Genomic DNA, 24,479 nt, shown 5'->3' with positions numbered 1-24,479 from the left:
CGCACCATGCCACGCGTGCTGCGCTACCTGATCCCCACGCTGTTGTGGCTATGGGCTTCCCTAGCCACTGCGGCTGTTTGCGACTGGCCCGCCTGGGAGCAGTACAAGCAGCATTACATCAGCGAGGAAGGACGGGTGATTGATACCTCAACACCCAATAAGATCACCACGTCCGAAGGGCAAAGCTACGCCATGTTCTTTGCGCTGGTCGCCAACGATCGCGTGATGTTTGAGCGGTTGCTGAAATGGACGGAAGACAACCTGTCCGCTGGCGATTTACGCGCTAACTTGCCTGCTTGGCTGTGGGGAGAAAGCAAAGATAAGCAGTGGGCGGTGCTGGATCCGAACTCCGCATCCGACGCCGATCTGTGGATTGCCTATAACCTGCTCGAAGCCGGTCGGCTATGGAAAGATGCACGTTATCAGACGCTCGGCACCGCGCTGCTCGCGCGTATCGCCAAGGAAGAGGTCGTTAACATTCCAGGGCTGGGCCTGATGCTCTTGCCCGGCAAAGTGGGCTTCGCAGAGAAAGAGAGCTGGCGCGTAAACCCGAGCTATCTTCCGCCGCAGTTGTTGGCTCGTTTTGCTCCGCTGGGTGAAACGTGGAAAACCATGCAGCGCACCACGCAGCGCCTGCTGCTGGAAACTGCGCCGAAAGGGTTTTCGCCTGATTGGGTCATCTGGCAAAAAGGCAAAGGCTGGCAACCCGATACCACCAAACCCAATATCGGCAGCTATGACGCCATTCGCGTCTACCTGTGGGCAGGGATGATGGCTGACAGCAGTAAAGGGAAAGCCGACTTGATCAAACAGTTTCAACCGATGATTCAACAGACGATCCAGCAGGGTTTTCCGCCCGAAAAAGCGAACACCGCGACAGGCGTGGTCACCGGACAGGGGTCAGTCGGGTTTTCCGCCTCACTGCTTCCGATGCTATCGCGCCAGCCGGATGCGCTAGCCGCCCAGCGGCAACGACTCGCCGCGAATCCACCGGGTGACGATGCCTATTTCTCTGCTTCTCTGACGCTCTTCGGTCAGGGGTGGGATGAGAAGCGCTACCGCTTCACGTCACAAGGCCAACTTTTACCGTCGCGGGGCAGCCAATGCACAACAACACCGTAAACTGGCTGCGCCTCCTCCCGCTATTACTGATTGCTGCGCCGCAGGCATACAGCACGGAAACCGCGTCGCCAGAGCAGTTCCTGATGGAGCAGGTGCGCTTGGGAGAAGCCAGCAACAAAGACGACATCGTGCGTCAGTCGCTCTATCGACTGGAGCTGATCAACCCAGATAGCCCAGAGGTTATCGCCGCCAGATTCCGGCTGGTGCTGCGTCAAGGCGATCAGGCGCAGGCACGCCAGCAGTTGGAAAAGCTAAAAGCGGTGGCACCCGACTCTGCCATCTACCGTCAGTCAGCAATAACGCTGGCGCTGACGCAAGAAGAGCCGCGTAAACAATTACAGCAGGCTCGCTTGTTATCTACCGCCGGACGCTATGCAGAAGCCAAAGCGCAGTACGACGCGCTCTTTCAAGGCGATCCGCCAACGCTCGATCTTGCCGTAGAGTATTGGCGCCTGGTTTCACGCTTGCCCGACCAGCAACCTCTTGCAATCAAGCAACTGGAGACGTTGGATCAAGCCTACCCTAATAATGTGCCGCTGCGCATGGCGCTGGCGCGCATGTTGTTTAGCCAGAATCGTAGCGAACAAGCCTATCCCCTACTGAAACAGCTTTCTAACGATCCTGTCGGACGTAGCCAGGCGGCATCGCTGTGGCTGGAAATTATTGGCCGGATGCTGGTCACGCCACAAAGCGTGGCTGAACTAAACCGCTTTCTGACTGTATTTGATGAAGGCGAACAGGCAGAAACCGCACGTAAAGAACTCAGTCGTCAGCAGGGAATATTAGCCGATCCTGTTTATCAGGGGCGGCTGCGCGCACTGGCGCAGATTGAAGATGGCGGCGGCAATAGCGCCACGCTTGGCGAGTTGAATAAGTCGCTGGCTACCACGCCAAACGACCCTGAACTGATCGGCGCGATTGGACTGGTTTACCTGCGTGCTGGCGATCGGGTAAAAGCGCTGGCGCAGTTCCAGAAAGCATTACAGGCGGATGTTAATCGCCTGAACAGTGGCAAATGGGAAGGGCTCATCCAAAGCACGCAATATTGGATCACCATTGCGGAAGGCGACAACGCGCTAAAAGCGAACAACCTACCGCTGGCGCGACAGAAATATCAGCAGGCACGCCAGATGGATAATACCAATGCCTATGCGCTGATTGGTTTGGGTGACGTGGCCGTTGCCAGTAAAAATGATGCTGCCGCCCAGCCGCTCTATCAACAGGCTTTACATATTGAACCCAGCAATGACAACGCCTTGCGCGGTCTGGTTGGTATTTATCAACGTCAATCGCCGGAGAAAGCGCTGGCTTACCTCAACAGCCTGCCGCGCAGCCAGCAGAATACGATGCGGGAAACATTTGCCGCTCTGCAACTCGATATCCTGAAACAGCAGGCGGATCGGTTGCTGGAACAGCAGCAGTGGACACTGGCGGAAGAGAAGTATCGTCAGGTTAATCAGCAGGATCCAAACGATATTTGGTTTGCCTATCGCTATGCCCAAGTACTGCGCCAACTGGGGAAACCGCAGCAGGCGGACAGTGTGGTACAGCGTGCGACTGCCGTCCCCCCCGCCAGCGCGGAGAAGAACTACGTTTACTCGCTTTACCTCTCGTCCACCAATCGCGATGAGCAAGCACTCGCTCACCTGAACACGCTACCTGCGGCACAGTGGAACGACGACATGCGCGATTTGTCGAAGCGTCTGGTCATACAAACCGCGCTGGCGAAAGCAGAAGCGATGCGTGATGCGGGTGACGAACCCGCTGCGATAGCGTTCCTGCGTCAGCAACCAGCCGACACGCGTATCGATCTGCTACTGGCAGACTGGGCGCTGGCTCGGGGTGCATACACGACGGCGCTGGCAGAGTATCAACGTATCCGCACGCGTGAACCACAGAACCCTGACGCACAGTTGGGTGAGATCGATGCCTTTATCGCACAGGGGCAGCAAGATGAGGCGCGCCAGCGCCTGAACCAACTCCCCGCGCAGGCGGTTGATACACTCAACGGCCAGCGGCGCGTCGCCAACGCCTGGCAAGCAGTAGGGAATCCGCAAAAATCGACAGCGCTTTTCCGTCAGCTAAAAATCGATGCACAGAAAGAGCCCGTCGGTCAGGGCAAAGCATTGGTCTACCGCGACGCGGCACGCGTTGAACAACAGCAATCGCAACCTGAACAGGCGCAACAGGATTATAAACAGGCCATGGTCGCCAGCGGCATCGCTCCCGCGTTGCCACAAAGCGACGATGACTACACCCGGCTGACGCGTAATAAAAGCAGCGACGATTGGCTGCAACGCAGCATCCGCGCTGACGCCGCGGATCTGTATCGCAAACAGGATATTATCGTCACTCTCGATCACGATTACGGGAGTTCAAGCGGAACAGGCGGGATCTCCGACCTCAGCGCTCACGACACCATGTTGCAGGTGGATATGCCGCTGTACGATGGCCGCGCCTTCTTCCGCACCGATACCGTGCAGATGAACGCCGGTTCCTTCTCTACGGACAGTACCGGCGCCTACCGGGAAACCTTCGGCACCTGTGCCACGCGAGACTGCTTCGACGGTAAATCGCAAAAAGCCACTGGCACCAGCGTTGCCGCAGGCTGGAAGAATGACCGCTGGTCAGCGGATGTCGGCACCACGCCGCTCGGCTTTGACGTGGTCGATGTCGTCGGTGGTGCAAGCTATCGCGGCGACTGGCGGCAAATCGGCTGGACCGCGACGGCATCGCGCCGTCCGATCTCCAGCTCATTACTGGCATTCGGCGGCACCAAAGATCCAGGCACGGGTATTACCTGGGGTGGCGTACGTGCGACGGGTGTCAGCCTTGGCCTGAGTTACGATCGGGGCGAAGCGCACGGCGTCTGGAGTGATTTCAGCGTCCACCAGATTACGGGTAAAAACGTGGCCGATAACGATCGCGCCCGTGCAATGGCAGGCTATTACTACAAGCTGATTAACGAGGATAACCAACGTGTCACGGTCGGTCTGAACAGCATGTGGTGGCGCCACCAGAAAGACTTAAGCGGCTACTCACTCGGTCAGGGCGGCTACTACAGCCCACAGCAATATTTCTCGCTGGGCGTGCCGGTGAATTATCGGCAGCGTACAGAAAACTGGTCATGGGAACTCGGCGGGTCGGTGTCATGGTCACGCTCCTCCACCAAAAACCAGCGTCGCTACCCGCTTGTCGGTCTGCTCGGCAACGCCGCGCTCACCGACAGAGACGACATCGAACAGGGCAGCAGCAGTTCCGGATTCGGCTACACGGCGCGTGCCATCGTCGAACGCCGCCTCAGTTCACACTGGACACTGGGTGTGGGTATCGACATTCAGCAAGCGAAGGACTACACCCCAAGTCACGGCCTCCTCTACCTGCGCTACTCCGTCTCCGGCTGGCAGGGCGATCTCGACAGCCCACCACAGCCGCTTGCACCGTATGCGGACTTTAAATAGCAGCATCAGGAAAGATTTAGCGCTTCGCTTTTTCGCCACTGGCGCGGGCTGATGCCAAACCAGCGACGGAATGCGCGGGAAAAGGCGCTCACCTCGGAATAGCCGAGCAGCAGCGCCATTTCCGAAATCGGCAGTTGCTTCTGTTGAAGATAGTGCGTCGCCATTTCACAGCGCAGCTTGTCTACCAGCAGCGAGAAACTGAGCCCTTCTTCTCGTAGGCGACGTTGGAGCGACCAACTGGACAAGCCGACTTTTTCCGCCACCTCTTCCAGCGTCGGCTCTTTCTGCATCAATAGCAGATGAACCTGCGTGCGTACCTGATCGACAATACTTTGCTGCGGCGACGTTTCATTCAGGCGGCGAATGGCATCCTGCATCACCAGCAGCAGCGTCATATCGCGATCCGGCATAGTGCGGGCCAGTTGGTGTTTGGGAATAAGCAGAGAGTTATAAGGTTGGTCGAAATAAACCGGTGCATCGAACACCTTACAATGCTCATGCCACATTTCAGGACGCGGATGCTCAAAATGCACTTCGCGTGGCGCCCAGTGCTTACCCAAGACATGGCGAATCAGGTTGAGCAACATACCGAGCGTCAGTTCAGCATCCTGACGGCGGTGCAGAATGGCACCGTGCCGGACTTGATAATCCAGCCGCCAGCAGTCACCTTTATCGACCATGCGCGTCAGCGTGTCGTGCTGATGGCAAGGAAACGCCTTCACCACATTGTGCAGCGCCTGCTCCAACGTATCCGAACATAAACCGATATAACCGATCAGGCCTAATGACTGCGGTTTAAACTGCTTGCCGTAGCGTAAACCGAAATTATCAACGCCCGAATTACGCGCCGCTTCCTCCATCACTCGGCAATAATTCACCAGCCCCAGACTGAGCGTCGGGCTGGCGAGTTGCTCAGGATCGACGCCGCTGATGCCAAAGATACGATCGGCATCGCCGCCGTTATCATGAATAAAGTCGCCAAGCCCGCTTGCCGCCGCCGCCAGCACACCACAGTTGCGGGAGAACGCCGCATTCAGCGCCGAGTACGTCACGTTTTCCATTGCCTTTCACCTCGCCGTATCACACGGCCCGCCAACGGGCCATGGAGAGATCAGCAAGTTTCGTACCAGTCCGGAATGACGTGAAATCAATGAATTACAAACAACGCACGAGGCGAACAGGCATTACCATAGCGCAAGCTGCCCGCCTGTGGTGCATTCAGGCCACCCCAAGCGGCAGGTCGTGGGTTTCCAGATAACGTCGACACAGGCGAACGCTGTGGCTCGCCCAGTCTGGCCCCAGACTCTGCGCCATCTCCGTTTCCGCATGCGACCCTACCCACGCGGTAAGCTGGATACGCCGTTGAATCAGCAACGTCGGCAGCAACGCCAGTTCTTCATCACTGACGTGAGCGACACGTTCGTAGCCACATAGCCAGTTTTCAACCCATTCGGCTGCACGTGGATGATGCTCCACAAAGCTAATTGCCGCCGCCAGATCGTGCAGATACCATCCCATACCGCAATCGTCAAAATCGATTACCCGCGTTTCACCGCGGTGCAAAAGCAGATTGGTCAGGCGTAGATCGGCATGAATCAGTCCATAGCGGCGCGGCGCTTTACCAAACTCCGCCATTTCCGTCCCCATACGATCGATAGCCTCTTCGACAATACCGTGTTCGCCACGCGATAGGTTCGGCGCGTCACGCCAACTCCCCCAGTGACTCTGCGCGCTCACCATCGTGTGATGATCCCAGACAATACGCTGGAAGCCGTCAGGCTTTTGCCACTGGCGGCTATGCTGGTGCAGGTGAGCGGTAATCTCGCCCAGTTGCCGGAATGCACGCGGATCAATGTTGGTGGTCGGCATCTCGCCATCAATCCAGTGGAACAGAACCGCGTAGCGACAGGAACCATCCGACAAACCCAGCGACTGCACCCGTTCCCCGCTCGCATCGCGTACTGCTTCTGGAACCACAATTCCCGTCTCACGCAGCGCGTCCAACCACAGCAGCTCACTTTCAATCTCCGATTTCTGGTGATAGTGGCTGCGATGTAGCCGCAATGCATAGCGTTTACCCGCTGACGTAACAAGGAACGTCGCATTTTCCGAGCGGCACAGCAGCCGCACTTCCCCTTGCAGCGCCGCCGGATAGCAGGCAAGCGCCCGGTGCGCCAGCGAGGTAATTTCCGCATTATTTAAGGTGTCATATTGCTTAGCACTCATGGTTTCCACTCCGACGCGAGTCAACGAGCGTTCAGCATGGCGTGTGTCGTACAGAGAAACTTGACGCACCAGAACCCATGTTTGACCCCAGATGGCGTAGGGGCGATACCCACCATAAAAGTTGACTTCAGCGCGCAGCATTCGATACGCCCGCGTCAAGTTTTCCACCGGAAAGCGTGGGCATTATCGCTACACAAGCCAACAGGGGTTGCCGTACTGGCCCCGAATAACCATGAGCAAACTGACGGGGATAATGTGATGACGAGCAAATTAAAGCCCACGCTGGGCGCCCTGCATTTGTGGGGTATCGCGGTAGGACTAGTAATTTCTGGTGAGTATTTTGGCTGGAGCTACGGCTGGGGCGTCGCGGGCACGTTAGGATTTTTGGTCACGACGCTGTTCATCGCCGCCATGTATACCTGTTTTATTTTTAGCTTTACCGAACTCACGACGGCGATCCCACATGCCGGTGGCCCTTTTGCCTACAGCCGACTCGCGTTCGGCGATCTGGGTGGATTGATTGCCGGTATGGCCACGCTGATTGAATTTGTTTTCGCGCCGCCCGCTATTTCGATGGCGATTGGTGCGTACCTGAACGTGCAATATCCTGAGCTGAATCCCAAATTCGCCGCTGTTGGCGCGTACCTTATCTTCATGAGCCTGAACATTCTTGGCGTGAAGCTGGCGGCGATGTTTGAGCTGGTGGTTACGCTGCTCGCCGTCATGGAGCTTTTGGTGTTCATGGGCGTAGTCGCACCGGGTTTCAGCCTAAGCAACTTCGTGGCGCACGGCTGGGCGGGACAGAATGAGTTTTCGCCAAGTGCCATCTCCGGCATGTTTGCAGCAATACCATTCGCCATCTGGTTTTTCCTCGCTATCGAAGGCGCGGCAATGGCAGCCGAGGAGGCGAAGGATCCGAAACGCACCATCCCACGCGCCTACGTGAGCGGCATCCTGACGCTGGTGGTGCTGGCAATTGGCGTGATGGTGATGGCTGGTGGGGTAGGCGATTGGCGTCAGCTCTCCGACCTTAACGATCCCTTACCACAGGCAATGAAGCTCATCGTTGGGGAAAACTCCAACTGGATGCACATGCTAGTGTGGATTGGTCTGTTCGGCCTGATCGCGAGCTTCCACGGTATTATTCTGGGCTACTCCCGCCAGTTCTTCGCCTTGGCGCGCGCGGGCTATCTCCCGCCGGGGCTTGCCAAGCTGTCCCGCTTCCACACGCCACACCGCGCGATTCTGGCTGGTGGTGCGATCGGGATTGCCGCCATCTTCTGCGACGGGATTAACCTACAAGGCATGAACCTGACAGCAGCGATGATTACCATGGCGGTTTTTGGTGCCATCGTCATGTACATCATGAGCATGTTAAGCCTGTTTCGCCTGCGCCGCAGCGCACCCAATATGGCACGCAGCTATCGCGCGCCCGGTTACCCTATCATCCCCGCGTTCGCACTCATCTGCGCCATCATCTGCCTGATTGCGATGCTCTGGTTCAACCCGGTGATCGGTGGGCTGTTCTGCACCTTTATGCTGCTCGGCTACCTCTATTTCCTGACCACCAAAGCACGACGGGAACATCTGCTTGAGCCGCTTGTCGCCGATGCCAACTAACGCTGAGGCGCACATTTTATAACGGGAGAGATTATGGCAACACGTTCAACCATCATGGATACCAACAGTTTCCGCGCCGAGCATGCCGACGCGCTGAGCGCGGATATCCGTACGCTGACCGATAAACGCAGCAAGATACTGGGTGAATCCTATCGGCTGTTTTACCGCAAACCCGTTCATTTGGTGCGCGGCGAAGGGCAATACCTGTGGGATGCCGACGGCAAGAAATACCTCGATGTGTATAACAATGTCGCCAGCATCGGTCACTGTCACCCTGCGGTGATAGAAGCCGTGCACCAACAGATGACGATGCTCAATACCCACACGCGCTATCTGCACGAGCGTATTCTGGACTATTCGGAGCAGCTCCTCGCCACCACACCGGCGGCGATTAACCGGGCCATGTATATGTGTACCGGTTCAGAAGCCAACGATCTGGCGATCCGCGTAGCGCGCGCCTGGAGCGGCGGCACGGGCGTGATCGTAACGCGCGAGGCCTACCACGGCACCAGCGAGTTGACCTCAGGTGTATCACCCGCGTTAGGCAGCGGTCAGCCACTGGCGACGACGACCCGACTGGTACCACCGCCGGACGCCTATCGTGTTAATACGCCGGACTTGGGCGTGTGGTTTGCCAATGAAATCCAGAAACAGATCGACGATATGGCGGCTCACGGCATCAAATTCGCCGCGTTTCTCGCGGATTCCATTTTCTCTTCCGACGGCGTCCATCCCAACCCACGCGGCTTTTTACGTCCCGTGGTTGATGTCGTGCACCGCAACGGCGGTATTTTCATTGCTGATGAAGTTCAGCCCGGTTTCGCACGCACTGGCGACGCCTTCTGGGGATTCGCACGACATGACGTGGTTCCGGATATCATCACCACCGGAAAACCGATGGGCAACGGCATCCCGGTTTCCGGGCTGCTGGCAAAAAGCGACGTGCTCGCCGCCTTTAGCGACCAGATCCCCTACTTCAACACATTCGGTGGAAATCCAGTGGCAATGGCCGCAGCACAGGCGGTGCTGAAGGTGATCCACGATGAGCAACTTCAGGAACACAGCCGCGTAGTCGGCGCACAACTGCTGGCGGAACTGACCACTCTGCAAGATAAATACGCCAGTGTAGGCAACGTGCGCGGTGCCGGGTTATTCATCGGGTTTGAGTTGGTGAGCGACAGAGAAAGTAAAACGCCGGATAAAACGCTGGCGCTAAATCTGACGGAAGCGTTACGCGACCGCGGTGTTCTGACATCCGTCGCAGGCCCTTATGGCAATGTGCTTAAATTGCGCCCACCGCTGGCATTCCAAACTCAGGACATCGACTGGCTGGTCGGCGCGCTGGATGACTGTTTGGGGGCACTAACCCACGACTGACTTTGCTTTCATTTACATTAGATTGCTTTAACACCACAGCAATGAACGGGCAAACTCAGGAGCCTACCGAAATAAGCTCCTGAAGCCACTTAAAATCAATACCCTATCGCTGCCCCCGCTGGGCGGCGGATATCATTTGCGCCATACAGATAACCTTCACGGACTTTGCCGGATACAGCCGAGTCATTGCCTGAATCCGCTGGCGTCACGCCTGCTGCACCCGGTAAGCCAACCAGAATCAGCTCCGCTGCGCCCCATGGGGTCTGTTCCACCATCTTATAGCCGCGCTGCTTCAGCAGATTCAGCGTATCCGCAGATAGCCCGCGCTGTTCGTAATACACCTCATCCGGTAACCACTGGTGATGGATACGTGGCGCATCCACCGCTTCCTGCGGTGCCATGCCGTGGTCGATAATATTCAGCGCCGTTTGCAGCGTGATGGTGATAATGCGTGAACCACCAGGCGAGCCGAGCACCATGAAGACTTTGCCGTCTTTCGTCACCAATGACGGGCTCATGGACGAAAGTGGGCGCTTACCGGGGGCGATAGAATTCCGTTCCCCTTGCACCAATCCGTACAGGTTTTTCTCGCCAACTTTAACGGTAAAGTCATCCATTTCGTTATTGAGGAAGAAACCCGTACCCGGCGCAATCACTACCGAACCAAAACGTCCGTTAACGGTATACGTGGTAGATACCGCGTTGCCCTGATTATCCACGATGGAATAGTGCGTCGTTTCTGGTCGCTCGTGCGGGCCAACTCCCGGCTGTACGTTTTTGGACGGCGTCGCGTTCTCCGGTTCGATTTGTTTGCGTATTTCGGCAGCGTAATCCTTACTCAACAGGCGCTCGACAGGGTTACTGACAAATGCCGGGTCACCGAGGTACGTATTACGGTCCATGTAAGCGTGACGCATCGCTTCCGTCAGCACATGAACGGTAGCTGCCGAGTTAAAGCCCGTCGATTTAATGTCGTAACCTTCGACAATATTGAGAATTTCACACATTGTGACGCCCCCAGAGCTGGGCGGCGGTGAAGAGACAAACTGATAACCGCGATAGTTACAGGTTACCGGTGCCGTTTCGGTAATGCGATAATCAGCAAAATCAGCCGCCGTCAGAATGCCGCCACCCTGCTTTGCCGCCTTCTCCACCGCTTGCGGGATCGTGCCTTTGTAGAAGGCATCCGGCCCTTTAGCAGAAATCGCCGCCAGTGTATTCGCCAGATCGGTTTGCACCAGCTTATCGCCGGGCTGCAACGGGCTGCCATCAGGACGCAGGAAAATACGCGCAGCTTCAGGATCGGCTTTGAAGCGTTTGATAGTGGTATCCAGAATATCGGTATCCGCACGTGTGAGTTCAAACCCCTCGCGCGCTAGTTTAATCGCCGGTGCCATCACCTGTTCACGCGTCAATTTGCCATATTTTTGCAACGCGGTATCCAGCCCCAACACCGTTCCCGGTACGCCAGCGGCCAGATAGCCGTACAGGCTCGCGTCTTTTTTCACGCTCCCATCCGCGTTCAGATACATGTTGGCACTGGCCGCCGCGGGTGCGGTTTCACGGAAGTTAATAAAGGTGTCTTTCCCATCGGCCAGATGCAGCGTCATAAACCCACCACCGCCGATATTGCCACAGCAGGGATTCACCACCGCCTGTGCATAGCCCACGGCCACGGCGGCATCAATCGCATTGCCGCCCATTTTCATGATATCGACGCCAATCTGCGAAGCCAGATACTGCGAGCTGACCACCATGCCGTTTTTCGCTTCCACCGCAGGGGCAGACGCCGCCTGCACGGTTCCACTCACCAGTAGCGCCGTCACGCTCAGTGACAACAACCATTTTCCCGATGTTGTGTTTTTTATTTTCATGAAGACCCCTTTATCCCGTTGATTTTACTGACTGCTTTATCTCTATCCTTTTGCAAAGCTAACTTGCAAAGTCCGCGCCAACAAACGGCAGCGGTTTAACAGACTCGCTAACGGCAGTAAAAAGCGTAGAAAAGGCATGAGAAATTGCGAGCATGTCGTGCCACCTTTGCGACACGGCACGATCAATACGCACCGTCATAAGGCAACGTGACAAAAAACCGCCCCGCAGAAGGAAGGGGGTAAAGATGCGGGGCGGCGGAGAATCAATCCTTACGGGGATCGCTAATCGGTTGGCGAACCAGGAAAATGTAAGCCAGAGCACCCAATACCGTCACACAGCCACAGATGATCAGAGCCAGACGGAAAGAATTCGTGGTGTCCACAATAAAACCGGTCACGATCGGGGCAAACGATGCACAAATGAAGCTGGCAAAGTTTTGGATACTGCCGACCGATGCCGTCATACGCGACGCAACGGCAACATGGATCAGCCCCCAGCACGATGTTCCAGCAAAGTGAATGCAGAACAGCGCCATACTAATCAGTGACACCGCTTCTATTGAGGTTGTCGCCTGTGGTACCACAAAAGTAAAAGCCGCAGAGCACAACATACCGGCAATGATGCAGATTTTACGGCTCTTGATCGGTTCCATTCCCTTTTTCACCAGCCAGTCCGTGACATAGCCGTTCACCAGCATCCCGGCGGCACCAAACAGGAAAGGAATCGCGGCCATCAGGCCCGTGCTTTTTAAATCCAGGTTATAAGCCGTTTGCAGATAACCGGGCAGCCAGGCCAGATATAACCACGCGGTATAGTTGATGCCGCTAAAGCCCAGCATCATGCCCCACATCGTGCGGTTACGGAACAGACTACGCCATTCAATAAAACTCAGCGGATCGCGACGAGCGTTCACACTGCCTGCGTTCAGGTAAGTCTGCTCATCAGCGGTGAGTTCGATCTGCTCACGGTTGCGATACAACATATACCAGCCTATAGCGAGGAGAATGCCGAATAGGCCGATGGTAATGAACATACCGCGCCAGCCCATGACCAACATCATCGCAGCCAGAATGGGTGGGCTCATCGCAACACCAATAGTTGAAGCCGCATTAAAGAACCCCATCGGGCGGCCACGTTCTTTGATGTTAAACCAGTCGTTTATCACCTTCACACCACATGGGTTCATCGGTGCTTCGCCAATCCCCATGCCAATACGAACCAGTACAAATTGAGTAAAGCTGTGCACCATGCCAGACAGCGCCTGAAACAGTGACCAGAAAAACATCCCAAGGCCCAGCATAATGCGCGGGCCTTTACGATCCAGCAACGGGCCACAAGGGAGCTGTGCAATCCCATAGGCAAGAGAGAAAACGGAGAGCAATGCCCCGATTTCTGTCGCACTCAGCCCCAATTCCTGACGAATAGTTAAGTTAGCCACTGAAAGAGAACTGCGGTCGAGATAATTAATCACCGCAGCAAAAAATAGAAGAATCATTGCCGTGGTTTGAATACGTTTAATTCGACTACTGCGTTGAACTATTCCCTCTGGCGGTGCTGAAGAACGGGTATCAAACGAAGAACGCGGGTCTAGCGTTATATTATTTTTTTCCACGTCTGGCTCCTGGACATTATAATTTTATCTTTACTCGACGTAGGGTTGAGTAAAGTGGCTTTAAATGAAAAGCAATGAAATACGTAATCACTACTCACGATTTTTTATTACTACAGTCGACTTCTCGTGAGCATAGATAAGAGATATTTCTCAGGCGTTTTTATTTTGATAAAACCGTGCTCCTGATAATGGTTTACGGTTTTTAATTGGTTTTTAATGGTCAGTACGAACAGTCTGGTTAATTGAGCGAATCATCGATTGTTTAGCTGAATTCAAATGGTTACGAAGTGCCAACGTGGCATCCAGATCGCTTCGGCAGATCAACGCACTCAGGATGGTCATATGCTCGTCAATCGCGATGATATTGCGCTGTTTGAGATCGCTTTCATCCCACTGATAGTGGAAGTGAAATATCACGGAGATAATTTCAAGCGACTGATCGAAAAAGACATTTTCGGCAGCAGAAAGTAAAAGCGCATGAAAGTTACGGTCGAGCTGCGAGAACATACGAAAACTGTTACCAATGCTGTCACGTAACATGCGGTGGCGTTCCAGCAAAGTTTTAGCCTGTAGCCAGCGGGGGTCGTCATCCGGCAGATTGAGGAAGTGTTGCAAAGCATGCGTCTCCAACATTTCCCGTAATTCAAACAGCTGTTCCGCGTAGGCCTGATCGAACTCTTTCATACTCCACTGCCCGCGTTTTTCGTTCTGAATCAGGTTGTAACGCCCAAATTTCAAAAGATACTCACGCACTACCACTGGGCTAACACCGGCGTCACGCGCGAGTTGTAGCTCTGAGAAAGTCTCACCCACACGGAGCTGACGCTGGTTGATCATGGTGAAAAACGCCTGCTCGAAAATGCGATTTTGCTCATCCATCGACGCGGTAATACAGGTGAATCCATCGTCGTGGTCAGGTTTTCGGGCGATCACATAATCGCTGCTAACCTGCGTAAGCACGCCGCAATCGCGCAGATGAACCAGAATATGGCGTACCGTTGTGCGGCTGATGTTATACATCTCTGCCAGCGCATTTTGCGACGGCAGAGGCGATGGAATATGACCGCGTGCCATATCATCGATAATCTGGTTAATGACATTGTGACGTAAATTTTGCGAACGACTCATAAGATATCTCCTTTTTGCACACATTAAAAACCGATTTAAAACATTTTTATGAGTCCGCATTCACAATTTACACCTCCTTTTTCTCATCAATATTTTTTTTCATCAATATCTGAAAAAACAAAAAACAGGAGAGAATAATCATGTCAACAATGAATACATTAATTTGCCAGGAACCGAAAAAATTAGTCTGGAAGAAACGTGAAATACCTATTCCGGGTGAGGGTGAAACATTAATTAAAATTAAGTCTGTAGGTATTTGTGGAACAGATATTCATGCCTGGGGAGGGAACCAACCTTTTTTCAGCTATCCACGCGTATTAGGTCACGAAATATGTGGTGAAGTTGTCGATAACGGAAAAAATGTAGATCTCTTTAAAAAAGGCCAGCAAGTTGCCGTCATTCCCTATGTAGCCTGTCAGCAATGCCCAGCCTGTAAGAGCGGTCGAACCAACTGCTGCGAGAAAATTTCAGTGATTGGTGTACATCAGGACGGCGGATTCAGCGAGTATCTGGCGGTTCCCGCCACAAACTTACTGCTCGCAGAAGGGATCGATCCACAAGCGGCTGCATTAATCGAGCCATACGCCATTAGCGCACACGCCGTTCGTCGGGCAAAGGTGTTACAGGGTGAACAGGTTCTGGTCGTCGGTGCCGGACCGATTGGCCTCGGCGCGGCAGCCATCGCCAAAGCAGAGGGTGCTCACGTGGTTGTCGCCGATACCAGCGCCGACCGCCGTGAACACGTTATTGCCCACCTGGGTTTATCGGTAGTCGATCCCTCCGCCGAGGATTTTGAGGCACAGCTACGCGCCGAATTTGGCGGTTCACTGGCAGAAAAAGTGATTGATGCCACGGGCAATCAGCATGCGATGAACAACACCATTAATCTGATCCGCCACGGCGGCAGCATCGTGTTTGTCGGTCTGTTTAAAGGCGATTTACAGTTCTCCGACCCTGAATTCCATAAGAAAGAAACCACGATGATGGGCAGCCGTAACGCCACACCGGAAGACTTCGCCAAAGTCGGCCACCTGATGTCTGAAGGTAAACTCACCGCAGAAATGATGCTGACGCACCGTTACCCCTTTGCAACATTGGCTGACATCTATGAAAGGGATGTCATTAACAACCGTGAGCTGATCAAAGGCGTCATCACATTCTGATGAGGGAATAATCATGAAGACATTGAATCGGAAAGACTTTCCCGGCGCATGTTATCCAACAAAAGTGATTCAGTTTGGTGAGGGTAACTTCCTACGCGCCTTTGTGGACTGGCAGTTGGATGTGCTGAATGAGAAGACCGATCTCCAGGCGGGCGTAACCATTGTACGCCCCATTGATACGGATTTTCCGCCGTCACTCAATACGCAAGATGGGCTTTACACCACGATCATTCGCGGACTTAACGAACAGGGCGAGGCCGTTAGCGATGCGCGCCTGATCCGCTCGGTCAATAACGAGATTAACCCGTATCAGAACTTTGCCGATTACCTGGCACTGGCGCATAACGCCGCCATTCGTTTTGTTTTTTCAAACACCACGGAAGCGGGCATCAGCTATCACGCTGGCGACAACGTCAACGATACGCCACCCGTCAGTTTTCCTGCCAAGCTGACACGCCTGTTGCTGGAACGCTTTACGCATTTTAACGGTGAGAACGATAAAGGCTGGGTCATCATTCCCTGCGAACTGATCGACTATAACGGAGAGGCGCTCAAAGCCTTGGTTCTGCGCTATGCTCAGGAATGGCAACTCTCACTGGCGTTTATCGACTGGATTGAGACGGCAAATGCCTTCTGTTCCACGCTTGTGGACAGAATCGTAACGGGATATCCGCGCGAAGAATCGTCAGCGCTGGAAGAGAAACTGGGCTATCACGATGCCTTTCTGGATACCGCCGAGCATTTTTACCTCTTTGTGATTCAAGGCCCCGACTGGCTGGCGGATGAGTTGAAACTTGCGGAATGCCCGCTGAATATCCGTATTGTTGACGACATCAGACCGTATAAAGAACGTAAAGTGGCGATTCTGAACGGTGCGCACACCGCTCTGGTTCCGATTGCCTGGCTCTGCGGGCTGGAAACGGTAGGTGAAGCCATGCAGGATGCCGATGTGCGTCGCTTTGTAGAAAATACGCTACATCAAGAGATCATCCCAGTGCTGGATTTACCGGCCAATGAGCTGCGTGAATTTGCCGATGCCGTCACCGGGCGTTTTCAGAACCCCTACATTCGCCATCAGTTGCTCTCCATCGCACTCAATGGCATGACCAAATTCCGCACACGTATTCTGCCGCAGTTGCTGGCAGGCCACCGCAACGGGCGCTTCCCGGCACGGTTGACGTTTGCTCTGGCCGCACTGATTGCCTTCTACCGTGGAGAACGAGCAGGCGAAACTTACCCTTTACAGGATGATGAGCAGTGGCTCACCCGCTACTGTCAACGATGGCCTCGCGTGGGGATCGATATGACCGTGCATGAATTGGTCAACGAGGTACTCGCAGATACCGCGCACTGGGGGGAAGATCTCACTCAGCGGTCAGGTTTAGTGGAGCAGGTGGCCGCCAATCTGGACAATATTTTGGCGCAAGGGATGCGTCAGGCGGTGAAAGCACTGGAATAATGATGATCGACAGCGCCCGACGGGCGCTGTTTTCCCTTGCCAGATAATACAGATCCAAATTGTTCGACTGCGTCGCTACGACTGCCGTGCAGGTCGCCATGCACGCAAACGTGCGCCAAACACATTCACCAACAGGCCGACCATAATTAGCAACGCGCCGACAATCTGTAATAGCGAGAGAGATTCATCAAGGAATACCGCGGCGCTGATCAACCCGACCACCGGTACCAGCAGCGACAAGGGTGCCACGCGCCAGGTTTCATAGCGTGCCAGCAGGCTTCCCCAAATCCCATAGCCAATGATTGTTGCCGCAAATGCCAGATACATCAGAGATAAGATCGTCGGCAGTTGGATGGTGGTTAAACTATGGACAATCACGTCCTTGCCTTCAAACAGCCAGGAACTGATGAAAAACGGCAGGACAGGCACCAGTGCGCCCCACACCACCAGCGACATAATGCGCACTCCGCTGTTTTTGCTCATGATAATCTTATTGGTGATGTTACCCACTGCCCATGACAACGCCGCCGCCAGCGTCAGCAGCAGCGTAGTGGTCGTCATACCGGATGACGTTTGCAGCGCCGTACGCCCTTCTGCCAGCATCACCATCCCTATCACTGCCACCAGAATGCCGACGACATGATTCCAACGCAGCTTTTCCGACAGCAATATCGCGCCAACCAGCAGCGTAAAGAAGGCCTGAGCCTGCAACACCAACGATGCAATCCCGGCAGGCATGCCCAGCTTGATGGCGAGAAACAGGAAGCCAAACTGACCAAAGCTAATCGTCATGCCATAGGCGAGCAGCCATTTCAGAGGAATACGTGGGAAAGGAACAAATAAAATAGCCGGAAGCGCCACCAGCGAAAAACGCAGCCCTGCCAGTAAAAAAGGCGGCATATCGTTCAGCCCGACTTTAATCACGACAAAATTCACACCCCATAACACCACGACACAAAGCGCGAGCAGCGCATCTTTCAACGACATCCTCATCCCCTGATCAAATACGTAACAAATACCTTCCTCAAGGTACGCGTAAAATGAAAAAACGAATAAGAAAAGATAATTATGACGTTACGTGATGATGACTAGGCGTGAGCATAATATGAGATGGCCGACCACCACATCAGTGGTCGGCATAGATGGCGATTACTCGACGGCGATCGGTTTTTCCGTCAGCGTGGTTTTGTTGTCACCCTGAATGGCTTTCACTTTCTGTTCCGTTTTTTGTACCGCATCCGCGCTACTCAACAGGCTGTACGTCAGCTCAAACGTGGTGCTCTGACCGGGCTGTAGCTTTTTGACTCGCCCTTGCTCACGTTCAATCGTAACGGGATAGGCGTAGTTGGTGCCGGGTTCGATCCCAGTCACGTAGCCTTGTTTTTCCGTATCCGTATTTTTCCACAGCGTCAGCAGCGGCAGTTGGTGGGTATCAAAGGCAATCGACACGCCCTTATCTCCCGCTTTGTTCACCAGCGCCGCTAGTGTTTTGCCTTGTGCATCGGTATACGGGGTGATGTTGAACACCATCTCATCAAAGTCTTTTGTCGGCCCTTTGTAGGTTTGCCAGGTTGCCAGACCCGCTTTGGCGTGGTCATTAAACGGAGAAATCTCTTTTACGGGTGCGAGGAAACGCGCACCGTCTTCCAGAATCGGCGTGCCGAAATTGCTGTGGTAGATAATCTGATAGTCGCGCGGGTAGTCGGCTTTGTTGGTCAGCACATCGTGCACAGTAAACGACTCGCTGCCGGGGACGTAACGCAGCTCGGTCCAGGTTTCCAGATTCGACTTCTTAAAGCTGTTTTCCTTCAGCAGACCCCGTACCGTAATGGTATACGGCGCGTTATCGCTGACTTCCACCACCACTTTTGAGGCAGGCGTGTTACCTGCTCGGCCATGCAGGGTGTAGATCATGCCATCGCTGACGACAGGGTGCCCCGTCCATTCGAAGCCGCAGCGCACCATCATCTCATTGAAACCTTCCAGCCAGCCCAGTCCATTACGGCTTTCCAGATTGATGGTATTCGGATTGACGACCTCATCAACCGGAGAATCCCACCCCAAACGGATGTTTTTACCTGCCGCATGCAGTAAGTTCATCCCTCGCGTCGGGCTGAGAGCAATTTTCAGTCCATCCTGACTGGTAATCGTAATCACTTTACTGCCTTCCTGACGTCCGCCGTGCAGGACTTTTTGCTCAATGCTGAAGTGCTGATTCTTGATCTTCAGTGCATCACTGCTGATTTGCCAATTTCCCTTTTCCACACTGCTTTCAGCATCTGTCAGCACAAACGTCTGCGCCGATAGTTGCCATGATGTCAGCGCCAGTGTAATGCCCATTGCCAGTAATTTTTTCATGTTAACCATCCCTCGTTGCTGAATTGTTTTAGCTAATGCGAGCTAAAGACTACAAATCAGCGGATGGTCAGAATGTGATAGCTATCACCAGATGGAAAAATTCAGCATTGATGCGTTATTTATCTGACTAACTTCACTAATAACCTGTAAATAGAAACAATTCTTGCAGCATTATTGAGATATCGATCGGAAAAAGCTGACATCGTTTCAGCAAAATAAAGCATGCCTCCTAAACGCATTTTCTCGACAACGAGTGCATCAGCAATTCATGCTGATTTTTCCGCACACGACAGGACAAAAAGTTACCAGATTGTTTTTTGACCACATTGCACCCTTTTAGCGCAAGCGCTATGGTTGCCGCTAACCTGTGTACGGCCACTGATAAATAAACTATGAAATTTTCTCTTTTCGGCAAGAAATTCACGCGCCACGCTGGCATCACTCAGTTAATGGACGACCTGAACGAAGGACTGCGCACGCCAGGCGCAATCATGCTAGGCGGTGGCAATCCGGCACATATTCCGGAGATGGACAGCTACTTCCAACAGTTGTGTCAGGATATGCTGGAACAAGGGAAATTAACGGAAGCGCTATGCAACTACGACGGCCCGCAAGGCAAGGATACGCTGCTCAATGCGTTGGCCGAGCTCCTGAGTAATGAATTAGGTTGGCAGATTGGACCACAGAACATTGCGCTAACAAATGGCAGCCAGAGTGCGTTTTTCTACTTATTTAACCTGTTTGCTGGTCGCCACAGCGATGGCAGCCTGAAAAAGGTGCTGTTTCCGCTGGCGCCAGAATATATCGGCTATTCAGATTCTGGGCTGGACGAAGACATGTTCGTTTCTGTTCGTCCGCAAATCGAACTGTTGCCCGAGGGGCAATTTAAATATCACGTCGATTTCGATCATCTATCGATTACCGATGATATCGGGCTAGTCTGCGTATCACGCCCGACCAATCCGACTGGTAACGTGCTAACCGACGACGAGCTGATGCGTCTGGATATTCTGGCGCAGCAGCACAATATCCCTCTGCTGATTGATAACGCCTATGGCGTGCCTTTCCCCGGCATCATCTTCAGCGATGCCACGCCGCTGTGGAACCCGAATATCATCCTATGTATGAGCCTATCCAAGCTGGGTCTGCCCGGATCGCGCTGCGGTATCGTGATTGCGGACGAAAAGGTGATTTCGGCGATCGGCAACATGAACGGCATCATTAGCCTGTCTCCAGGTGCAATCGGACCCGCGCTGGCGCATGAGATGATTCAGCGCGGCGATCTGCTGCGCTTATCTAGCGACGTTGTACGACCTTTCTATCAGCAGCGCGTGACGGAAACTATCGCCATTATTCGCCGCTATCTGTCACCCGAGCAGTGCCTGATTCACAAACCAGAAGGTGCCATCTTCCTGTGGCTGTGGTTTAAAGATCTGCCCATCACGACAGAAATCCTGTACCAGCGCCTGAAAAAACGCGGTGTCCTCATGGTTCCGGGTCACTATTTCTTCCCCGGTCTGGAGCAGGAATGGCCGCACGCTCATCAGTGCATGCGCATGAACTATGTGCCGGAGCCGGACAAAATCGAACGCGGAATTGCGATTCTGGCAGAAGAAGTTGAAAAGGCGATGCAGGAAGGCTAATTCACCAGCGGCAGATCGTCATTACGCTGAATACGATTGGGGCAAAGGAATATCTGCCCCACTATTCTTGTTTTGCTACCCGCTTTCGACATACCAAGGTCAAACGTTCTCCTTCTTTATTATTTACTCTGCCGATTCTTGCCATCCCATTCTTACCGACCACAACATCAGGTTACTAACGATTAATTCCCATAATTATTTTTTGCATTTTTAATCGGTAATAACATTCATTTATTTCTGATCAATAGTTAATCCATTCCAAAGAGACAGCCATCTCACGTCATTAACTCAAACTTTCAGAATAAATACGCATCCTGAGCAACTTCTTGCTCACTTTCTGGTGTAAATCACTTTTTGCGCAATGTTTGCAAACGATTCGAGAAGTCTGCGCAACTTATTGCTCAAATTTTGCTTAGGGAAAATTTGAATTAGGTTAATTTATATATAAAACAAACACATAAAATCTGGCATATGAATTGCTATGTAAACGGCGAAGTTACTAATCCCGTTCAACAACTCATTCCGTTTAACAACAAGGAGCAAGACTATGCCAACTCCATGCTATATCAGCATCGAAGGTAAAACTCAGGGCAACATCACCGCGGGTGCGTTCACATCTGATTCTGTCGGCAACATCTATGTGGAAGGCCACGAAGACGAAATGCTGGTGCAGGAATTCAAACACATCGTCACCGTACCAACCGACCCGCAGTCTGGCCAACCATCCGGTCAACGCGTGCACAAGCCGTTCAAATTTACTGTCGCGCTGAACAAAGCCGTTCCGCTGATGTACAACGCCCTGGCGTCTGGCGAAATGCTGCCAACCGTGACGCTGAAGTGGTACCGCACGTCGGTTGAAGGTAAACAAGAGCACTTCTTCTCTACCGTTCTGACCGATGCCACCATCGTTGACGTTAACTGCCAGATGCCACACTGCCAGGATCCAGCGAAGCTGGACTACACCCAACTGATCGAAGTGTCGCTGGCCTACCGCAAAATTGACTGGGAACACACCGTTGCCGGTACGTCCGGCTCTGATGACTGGCGTGCACCAGTCGAAGCGTAATTCCTATTTAACCCGGGCTTGCCCGGGTTTTCTGTATTGAGACATGGTTCACGCCATGTCTGAGTGTGGATGACAGCATCAGGAGGACGGATGGCAAACAGTACAGGATTACAATTCACCGTTCAGGTCGGGGCATTGCCTGCATCGACTTTTGCCGTGGTGGATTTTCAGCTCAGCGAGGCGCTCAACCAGCCGTTTGCCCTGTCGCTGAATTTGGCCAGCCCCTTACCGGGGATCGATTTTGGTGGCGTTCTCGACCAACCCTGTGAACTTCTGGTGTGGTACGAGGGCGAACTCCAAAGACGAGTGAGCGGTATTGTCAGCGCGTTCGCACAGGGCGACACTGGCTTTCGCCGCACGCGCTATCAGGCAGAAGTTCGTCCCGCCCTGTGGCGTCTCGGGCTACGTACCAATGCCCGCATCTTTCAGGCACAAAAACCGGAAGCGATTATCGGCGCGCTGCTAGAAGAAGCGGGTATCACCGACTACGCCTTTGCGTTGCGTAATGAGCACGCGGCGCGGGAATACTGCGTGCAGTATCGGGAAAGCGATTTAGCCTTTATCACCCGGCTGGCTGCCGAGGAAGGCCTGTACTTCTTCCATGAGTTTGAGGAAGGCAAACACCGGCTTGTCTTTGCTGACGATGCGGGTGCGCTAGCCAAAGGCTCAGAGCTATTTTTCAACCTTGCCACACAGGGGTTGAGCGAAGGGGCGTACGTAAATCGCTTCCGCTATGCCGAGGCGGTGCGGGCTGCCGAGGTAGCCCTCAAAGATTACAGCTTTAAAACCCCAGCCTACGGCCTGCTGCACAGCAAGATGAGTGGCGAGCTGGAGCACCAGCGCGAAAGCTATCAGCACTTCGATTACCCCGGCCGCTTTAAACAAGATCCGAGCGGCAAAGCCTTTACCGGCTATCGTCTGGACGCCCTGCGGGCGGGAGCAATGACCGGCTCGGGCGAATCTAATGCCGCAGAGCTGATGCCGGGCAGCAGTTTTACCTTAACCGAACACCCCAATCTGACGCTCAATATCGCCTGGCAGCTAGTTGCCATCACCCACAGCGGACAACAGCCTCAGGCGCTGGAAGAAGAAAGCGGCGGCGAACCGACGACCTACAGCAACAGCTTTGAGGTTATCAGTGCCAAAAGCACATGGCGTGCGGATTTATCGTACAAGCCAATGGTAGACGGCCCGCAAATCGCGACGGTGGTCGGCCCCGCAGGCGAAGAAATCTACTGCGACGAATATGGTCGGGTGAAGCTGCAATTTCCATGGGATCGCTACGGCGCGAGCGATGATCAGAGTTCCTGCTGGGTACGCGTCAGTCAGGGCTGGGCAGGCGGTCAGTACGGCCTGATCGCCATCCCGCGCATCGGCCATGAGGTTATCGTCAGCTTCCTCGAAGGCGACCCAGATCAGCCTATCGTGACGGGCAGAACCTTCCATGCCACTAATCCATCACCCTACCCGCTGCCGGCGAATAAAACACGCACCTCGCTGCGTACCTCGACTCACAAGGGCGATGGTTTTAACGAATTGCGCTTTGAAGATCAGGCTGGTCAGGAGGAAGTGTTTATTCATGCCCAGAAGGACATGAATACCGTCGTGCTCAACAACCGCAGCACATCGGTGAATGTGGATCACAACGAAAACATTGGCCGCGATCAAACGGTGGTGGTGCAGAAGAATCAGACGGTCTCCGTCATTGCCGATCAGATTACCGAGATCCAGGGGGAGCAAACGGTTGTGGTGAAGAAAAACCGTAGCACCGTCGTGGAAGACAACGAAACGTTGAGGGTGACGAACAATATTTTTATCCATGCCGAAGATGGCAGCATTCAGATTGGTACGGGTGCTGGCTATATCTCAATCAAGCACAGCGGGGATATTGAGATTGTCGGAAATAACCTAACGCTGAACGGCACCCGTATCGATTTGAATTAAGGATGAATATGTATCAGATGAATGAAGGGACGCTGGCTATCCCCGCCGATTGGCGCGATGAATCACTCCATGTTTTCGTTCTGCCAGGGGATGCCATCAATCTGGTTGTCAACCGAACCCCGATTGATTTCGGTCTGACGGCAGAGACGGTTTATCAGCAGACGTTGGCCCAGTTTGCGGCACACCTGAAAGGCTATGAAGAGCGCAGCGTGTGGACATTGACGCTGGATGAGCAACCTGCACACGGTCTGGAATATACCTGGCGGTCACCGGAAGGACCGATGCATCAGGTTGTCGTGATGCAAGTGCGCGGTGAGTTATTGATGACATTTACCGTAACCGTAGCGGGCGAGCTCAGTACAGAGCAGAAAACGGCGATGCTGGCGGTGGTTGAGACCTTTAAAGCCACCTCCTGAAAGGAGTCA

Annotated in this window: 17 protein-coding genes; 10 read left to right on the top strand and 7 right to left on the bottom strand. The window is 53.7% G+C overall.

Annotation, left to right across the window (positions count from 1 at the left end):
* The first annotated feature begins 6 nt into the window (after positions 1-6).
* Together bcsZ and bcsC are read left to right on the top strand one after the other, a co-directional pair.
* The gene (gene bcsZ, locus DUT67_RS00375) at positions 7-1,122 is read left to right on the top strand and encodes a cellulose synthase complex periplasmic endoglucanase BcsZ (protein WP_113632590.1); all 1,116 of its coding nucleotides are present in this window, start codon (positions 7-9) and stop codon (positions 1,120-1,122) included.
* Complete coding sequence (bcsC, locus tag DUT67_RS00370) at positions 1,104-4,583, top strand: cellulose synthase complex outer membrane protein BcsC (RefSeq protein ID WP_113632591.1); 3,480 nt, start codon at positions 1,104-1,106, stop codon at positions 4,581-4,583. Before bcsZ ends, bcsC begins: the two co-directional genes overlap by 19 nt.
* Positions 4,584-4,588: 5 nt before the next feature.
* Here the strand turns inward: bcsC and DUT67_RS00365 are convergent, their stop codons facing one another.
* Together DUT67_RS00365 and DUT67_RS00360 are read right to left on the bottom strand one after the other, a co-directional pair.
* The gene (locus DUT67_RS00365; RefSeq protein WP_039310344.1) at positions 4,589-5,644 is read right to left on the bottom strand and encodes an AraC family transcriptional regulator; all 1,056 of its coding nucleotides are present in this window, start codon (positions 5,642-5,644) and stop codon (positions 4,589-4,591) included.
* 157 nt (positions 5,645-5,801) lie between these two features.
* On the bottom strand, positions 5,802-6,809 hold the full coding sequence (locus DUT67_RS00360; protein WP_113632624.1) for a phosphotransferase enzyme family protein: 1,008 nt from the start codon (positions 6,807-6,809) through the stop codon (positions 5,802-5,804).
* Positions 6,810-7,067: 258 nt separating this feature from the next.
* Here DUT67_RS00360 and eat point away from each other — a divergent pair, with 258 nt between their 5' ends.
* The gene (eat, locus tag DUT67_RS00355; RefSeq protein ID WP_039294356.1) at positions 7,068-8,429 is read left to right on the top strand and encodes an ethanolamine permease; all 1,362 of its coding nucleotides are present in this window, start codon (positions 7,068-7,070) and stop codon (positions 8,427-8,429) included.
* A 33-nt stretch (positions 8,430-8,462) separates the two neighbouring features.
* Positions 8,463-9,806, top strand: coding sequence for an aspartate aminotransferase family protein (locus DUT67_RS00350; RefSeq protein ID WP_113632592.1), 1,344 nt, complete (start codon positions 8,463-8,465; stop codon positions 9,804-9,806).
* A gap of 95 nt (positions 9,807-9,901) precedes the next feature.
* Here DUT67_RS00350 and ggt read toward each other — a convergent pair whose 3' ends face one another.
* The 3 genes from ggt to DUT67_RS00335 all read right to left on the bottom strand — a co-directional run bounded on the left by ggt (position 9,902) and on the right by DUT67_RS00335 (position 14,421).
* Entirely contained in the window at positions 9,902-11,680 is a 1,779-nt protein-coding gene (ggt, locus tag DUT67_RS00345) for a gamma-glutamyltransferase (protein ID WP_113627099.1), read from the bottom strand.
* A gap of 263 nt (positions 11,681-11,943) precedes the next feature.
* Entirely contained in the window at positions 11,944-13,293 is a 1,350-nt protein-coding gene (locus DUT67_RS00340; protein ID WP_011095841.1) for an MFS transporter, read from the bottom strand.
* A 213-nt stretch (positions 13,294-13,506) separates the two neighbouring features.
* Positions 13,507-14,421 (bottom strand): GntR family transcriptional regulator, encoded by a 915-nt coding sequence (locus DUT67_RS00335; RefSeq protein ID WP_113627100.1) that lies wholly within the window; start codon positions 14,419-14,421, stop codon positions 13,507-13,509.
* A gap of 140 nt (positions 14,422-14,561) precedes the next feature.
* On the opposite strand from DUT67_RS00335, the gene DUT67_RS00330 reads away from it, so the two are divergent.
* On the top strand, positions 14,562-15,584 hold the full coding sequence (locus DUT67_RS00330; RefSeq protein WP_113627101.1) for a zinc-binding alcohol dehydrogenase family protein: 1,023 nt from the start codon (positions 14,562-14,564) through the stop codon (positions 15,582-15,584).
* A gap of 13 nt (positions 15,585-15,597) precedes the next feature.
* Positions 15,598-17,043 carry a tagaturonate reductase gene (locus DUT67_RS00325; RefSeq protein ID WP_113627102.1) on the top strand — a complete coding sequence of 482 codons (1,446 nt, stop codon included), beginning with the start codon at positions 15,598-15,600 and terminating at the stop codon, positions 17,041-17,043.
* 75 nt (positions 17,044-17,118) lie between these two features.
* Here DUT67_RS00325 and DUT67_RS00320 read toward each other — a convergent pair whose 3' ends face one another.
* The gene (locus tag DUT67_RS00320; protein WP_113627103.1) at positions 17,119-18,030 is read right to left on the bottom strand and encodes an EamA family transporter; all 912 of its coding nucleotides are present in this window, start codon (positions 18,028-18,030) and stop codon (positions 17,119-17,121) included.
* A 162-nt stretch (positions 18,031-18,192) separates the two neighbouring features.
* Positions 18,193-19,401, bottom strand: coding sequence for an aldose 1-epimerase family protein (locus DUT67_RS00315; RefSeq protein WP_039294381.1), 1,209 nt, complete (start codon positions 19,399-19,401; stop codon positions 18,193-18,195).
* Positions 19,402-19,793: 392 nt separating this feature from the next.
* On the opposite strand from DUT67_RS00315, the gene DUT67_RS00310 reads away from it, so the two are divergent.
* The 4 genes from DUT67_RS00310 (at position 19,794) to DUT67_RS00295 (ending at position 24,470) form a co-directional block, all read left to right on the top strand.
* Complete coding sequence (locus DUT67_RS00310) at positions 19,794-21,044, top strand: valine--pyruvate transaminase (protein WP_113627104.1); 1,251 nt, start codon at positions 19,794-19,796, stop codon at positions 21,042-21,044.
* 547 nt (positions 21,045-21,591) lie between these two features.
* Positions 21,592-22,110 (top strand): Hcp family type VI secretion system effector, encoded by a 519-nt coding sequence (locus tag DUT67_RS00305; protein ID WP_012822145.1) that lies wholly within the window; start codon positions 21,592-21,594, stop codon positions 22,108-22,110.
* Positions 22,111-22,200: 90 nt separating this feature from the next.
* Entirely contained in the window at positions 22,201-24,054 is a 1,854-nt protein-coding gene (gene tssI / locus DUT67_RS00300; RefSeq protein WP_113627105.1) for a type VI secretion system tip protein VgrG, read from the top strand.
* 8 nt (positions 24,055-24,062) lie between these two features.
* Positions 24,063-24,470 carry a DUF1795 domain-containing protein gene (locus DUT67_RS00295; RefSeq protein WP_113627172.1) on the top strand — a complete coding sequence of 136 codons (408 nt, stop codon included), beginning with the start codon at positions 24,063-24,065 and terminating at the stop codon, positions 24,468-24,470.
* Positions 24,471-24,479 lie beyond the last annotated feature (9 nt).

Origin of the sequence: Pectobacterium peruviense (assembly GCF_003312355.2) — a bacterium.
GTDB lineage: Bacteria > Pseudomonadota > Gammaproteobacteria > Enterobacterales > Enterobacteriaceae > Pectobacterium > Pectobacterium peruviense.
This window is presented reverse-complemented; position numbering and strand designations above follow the sequence as displayed.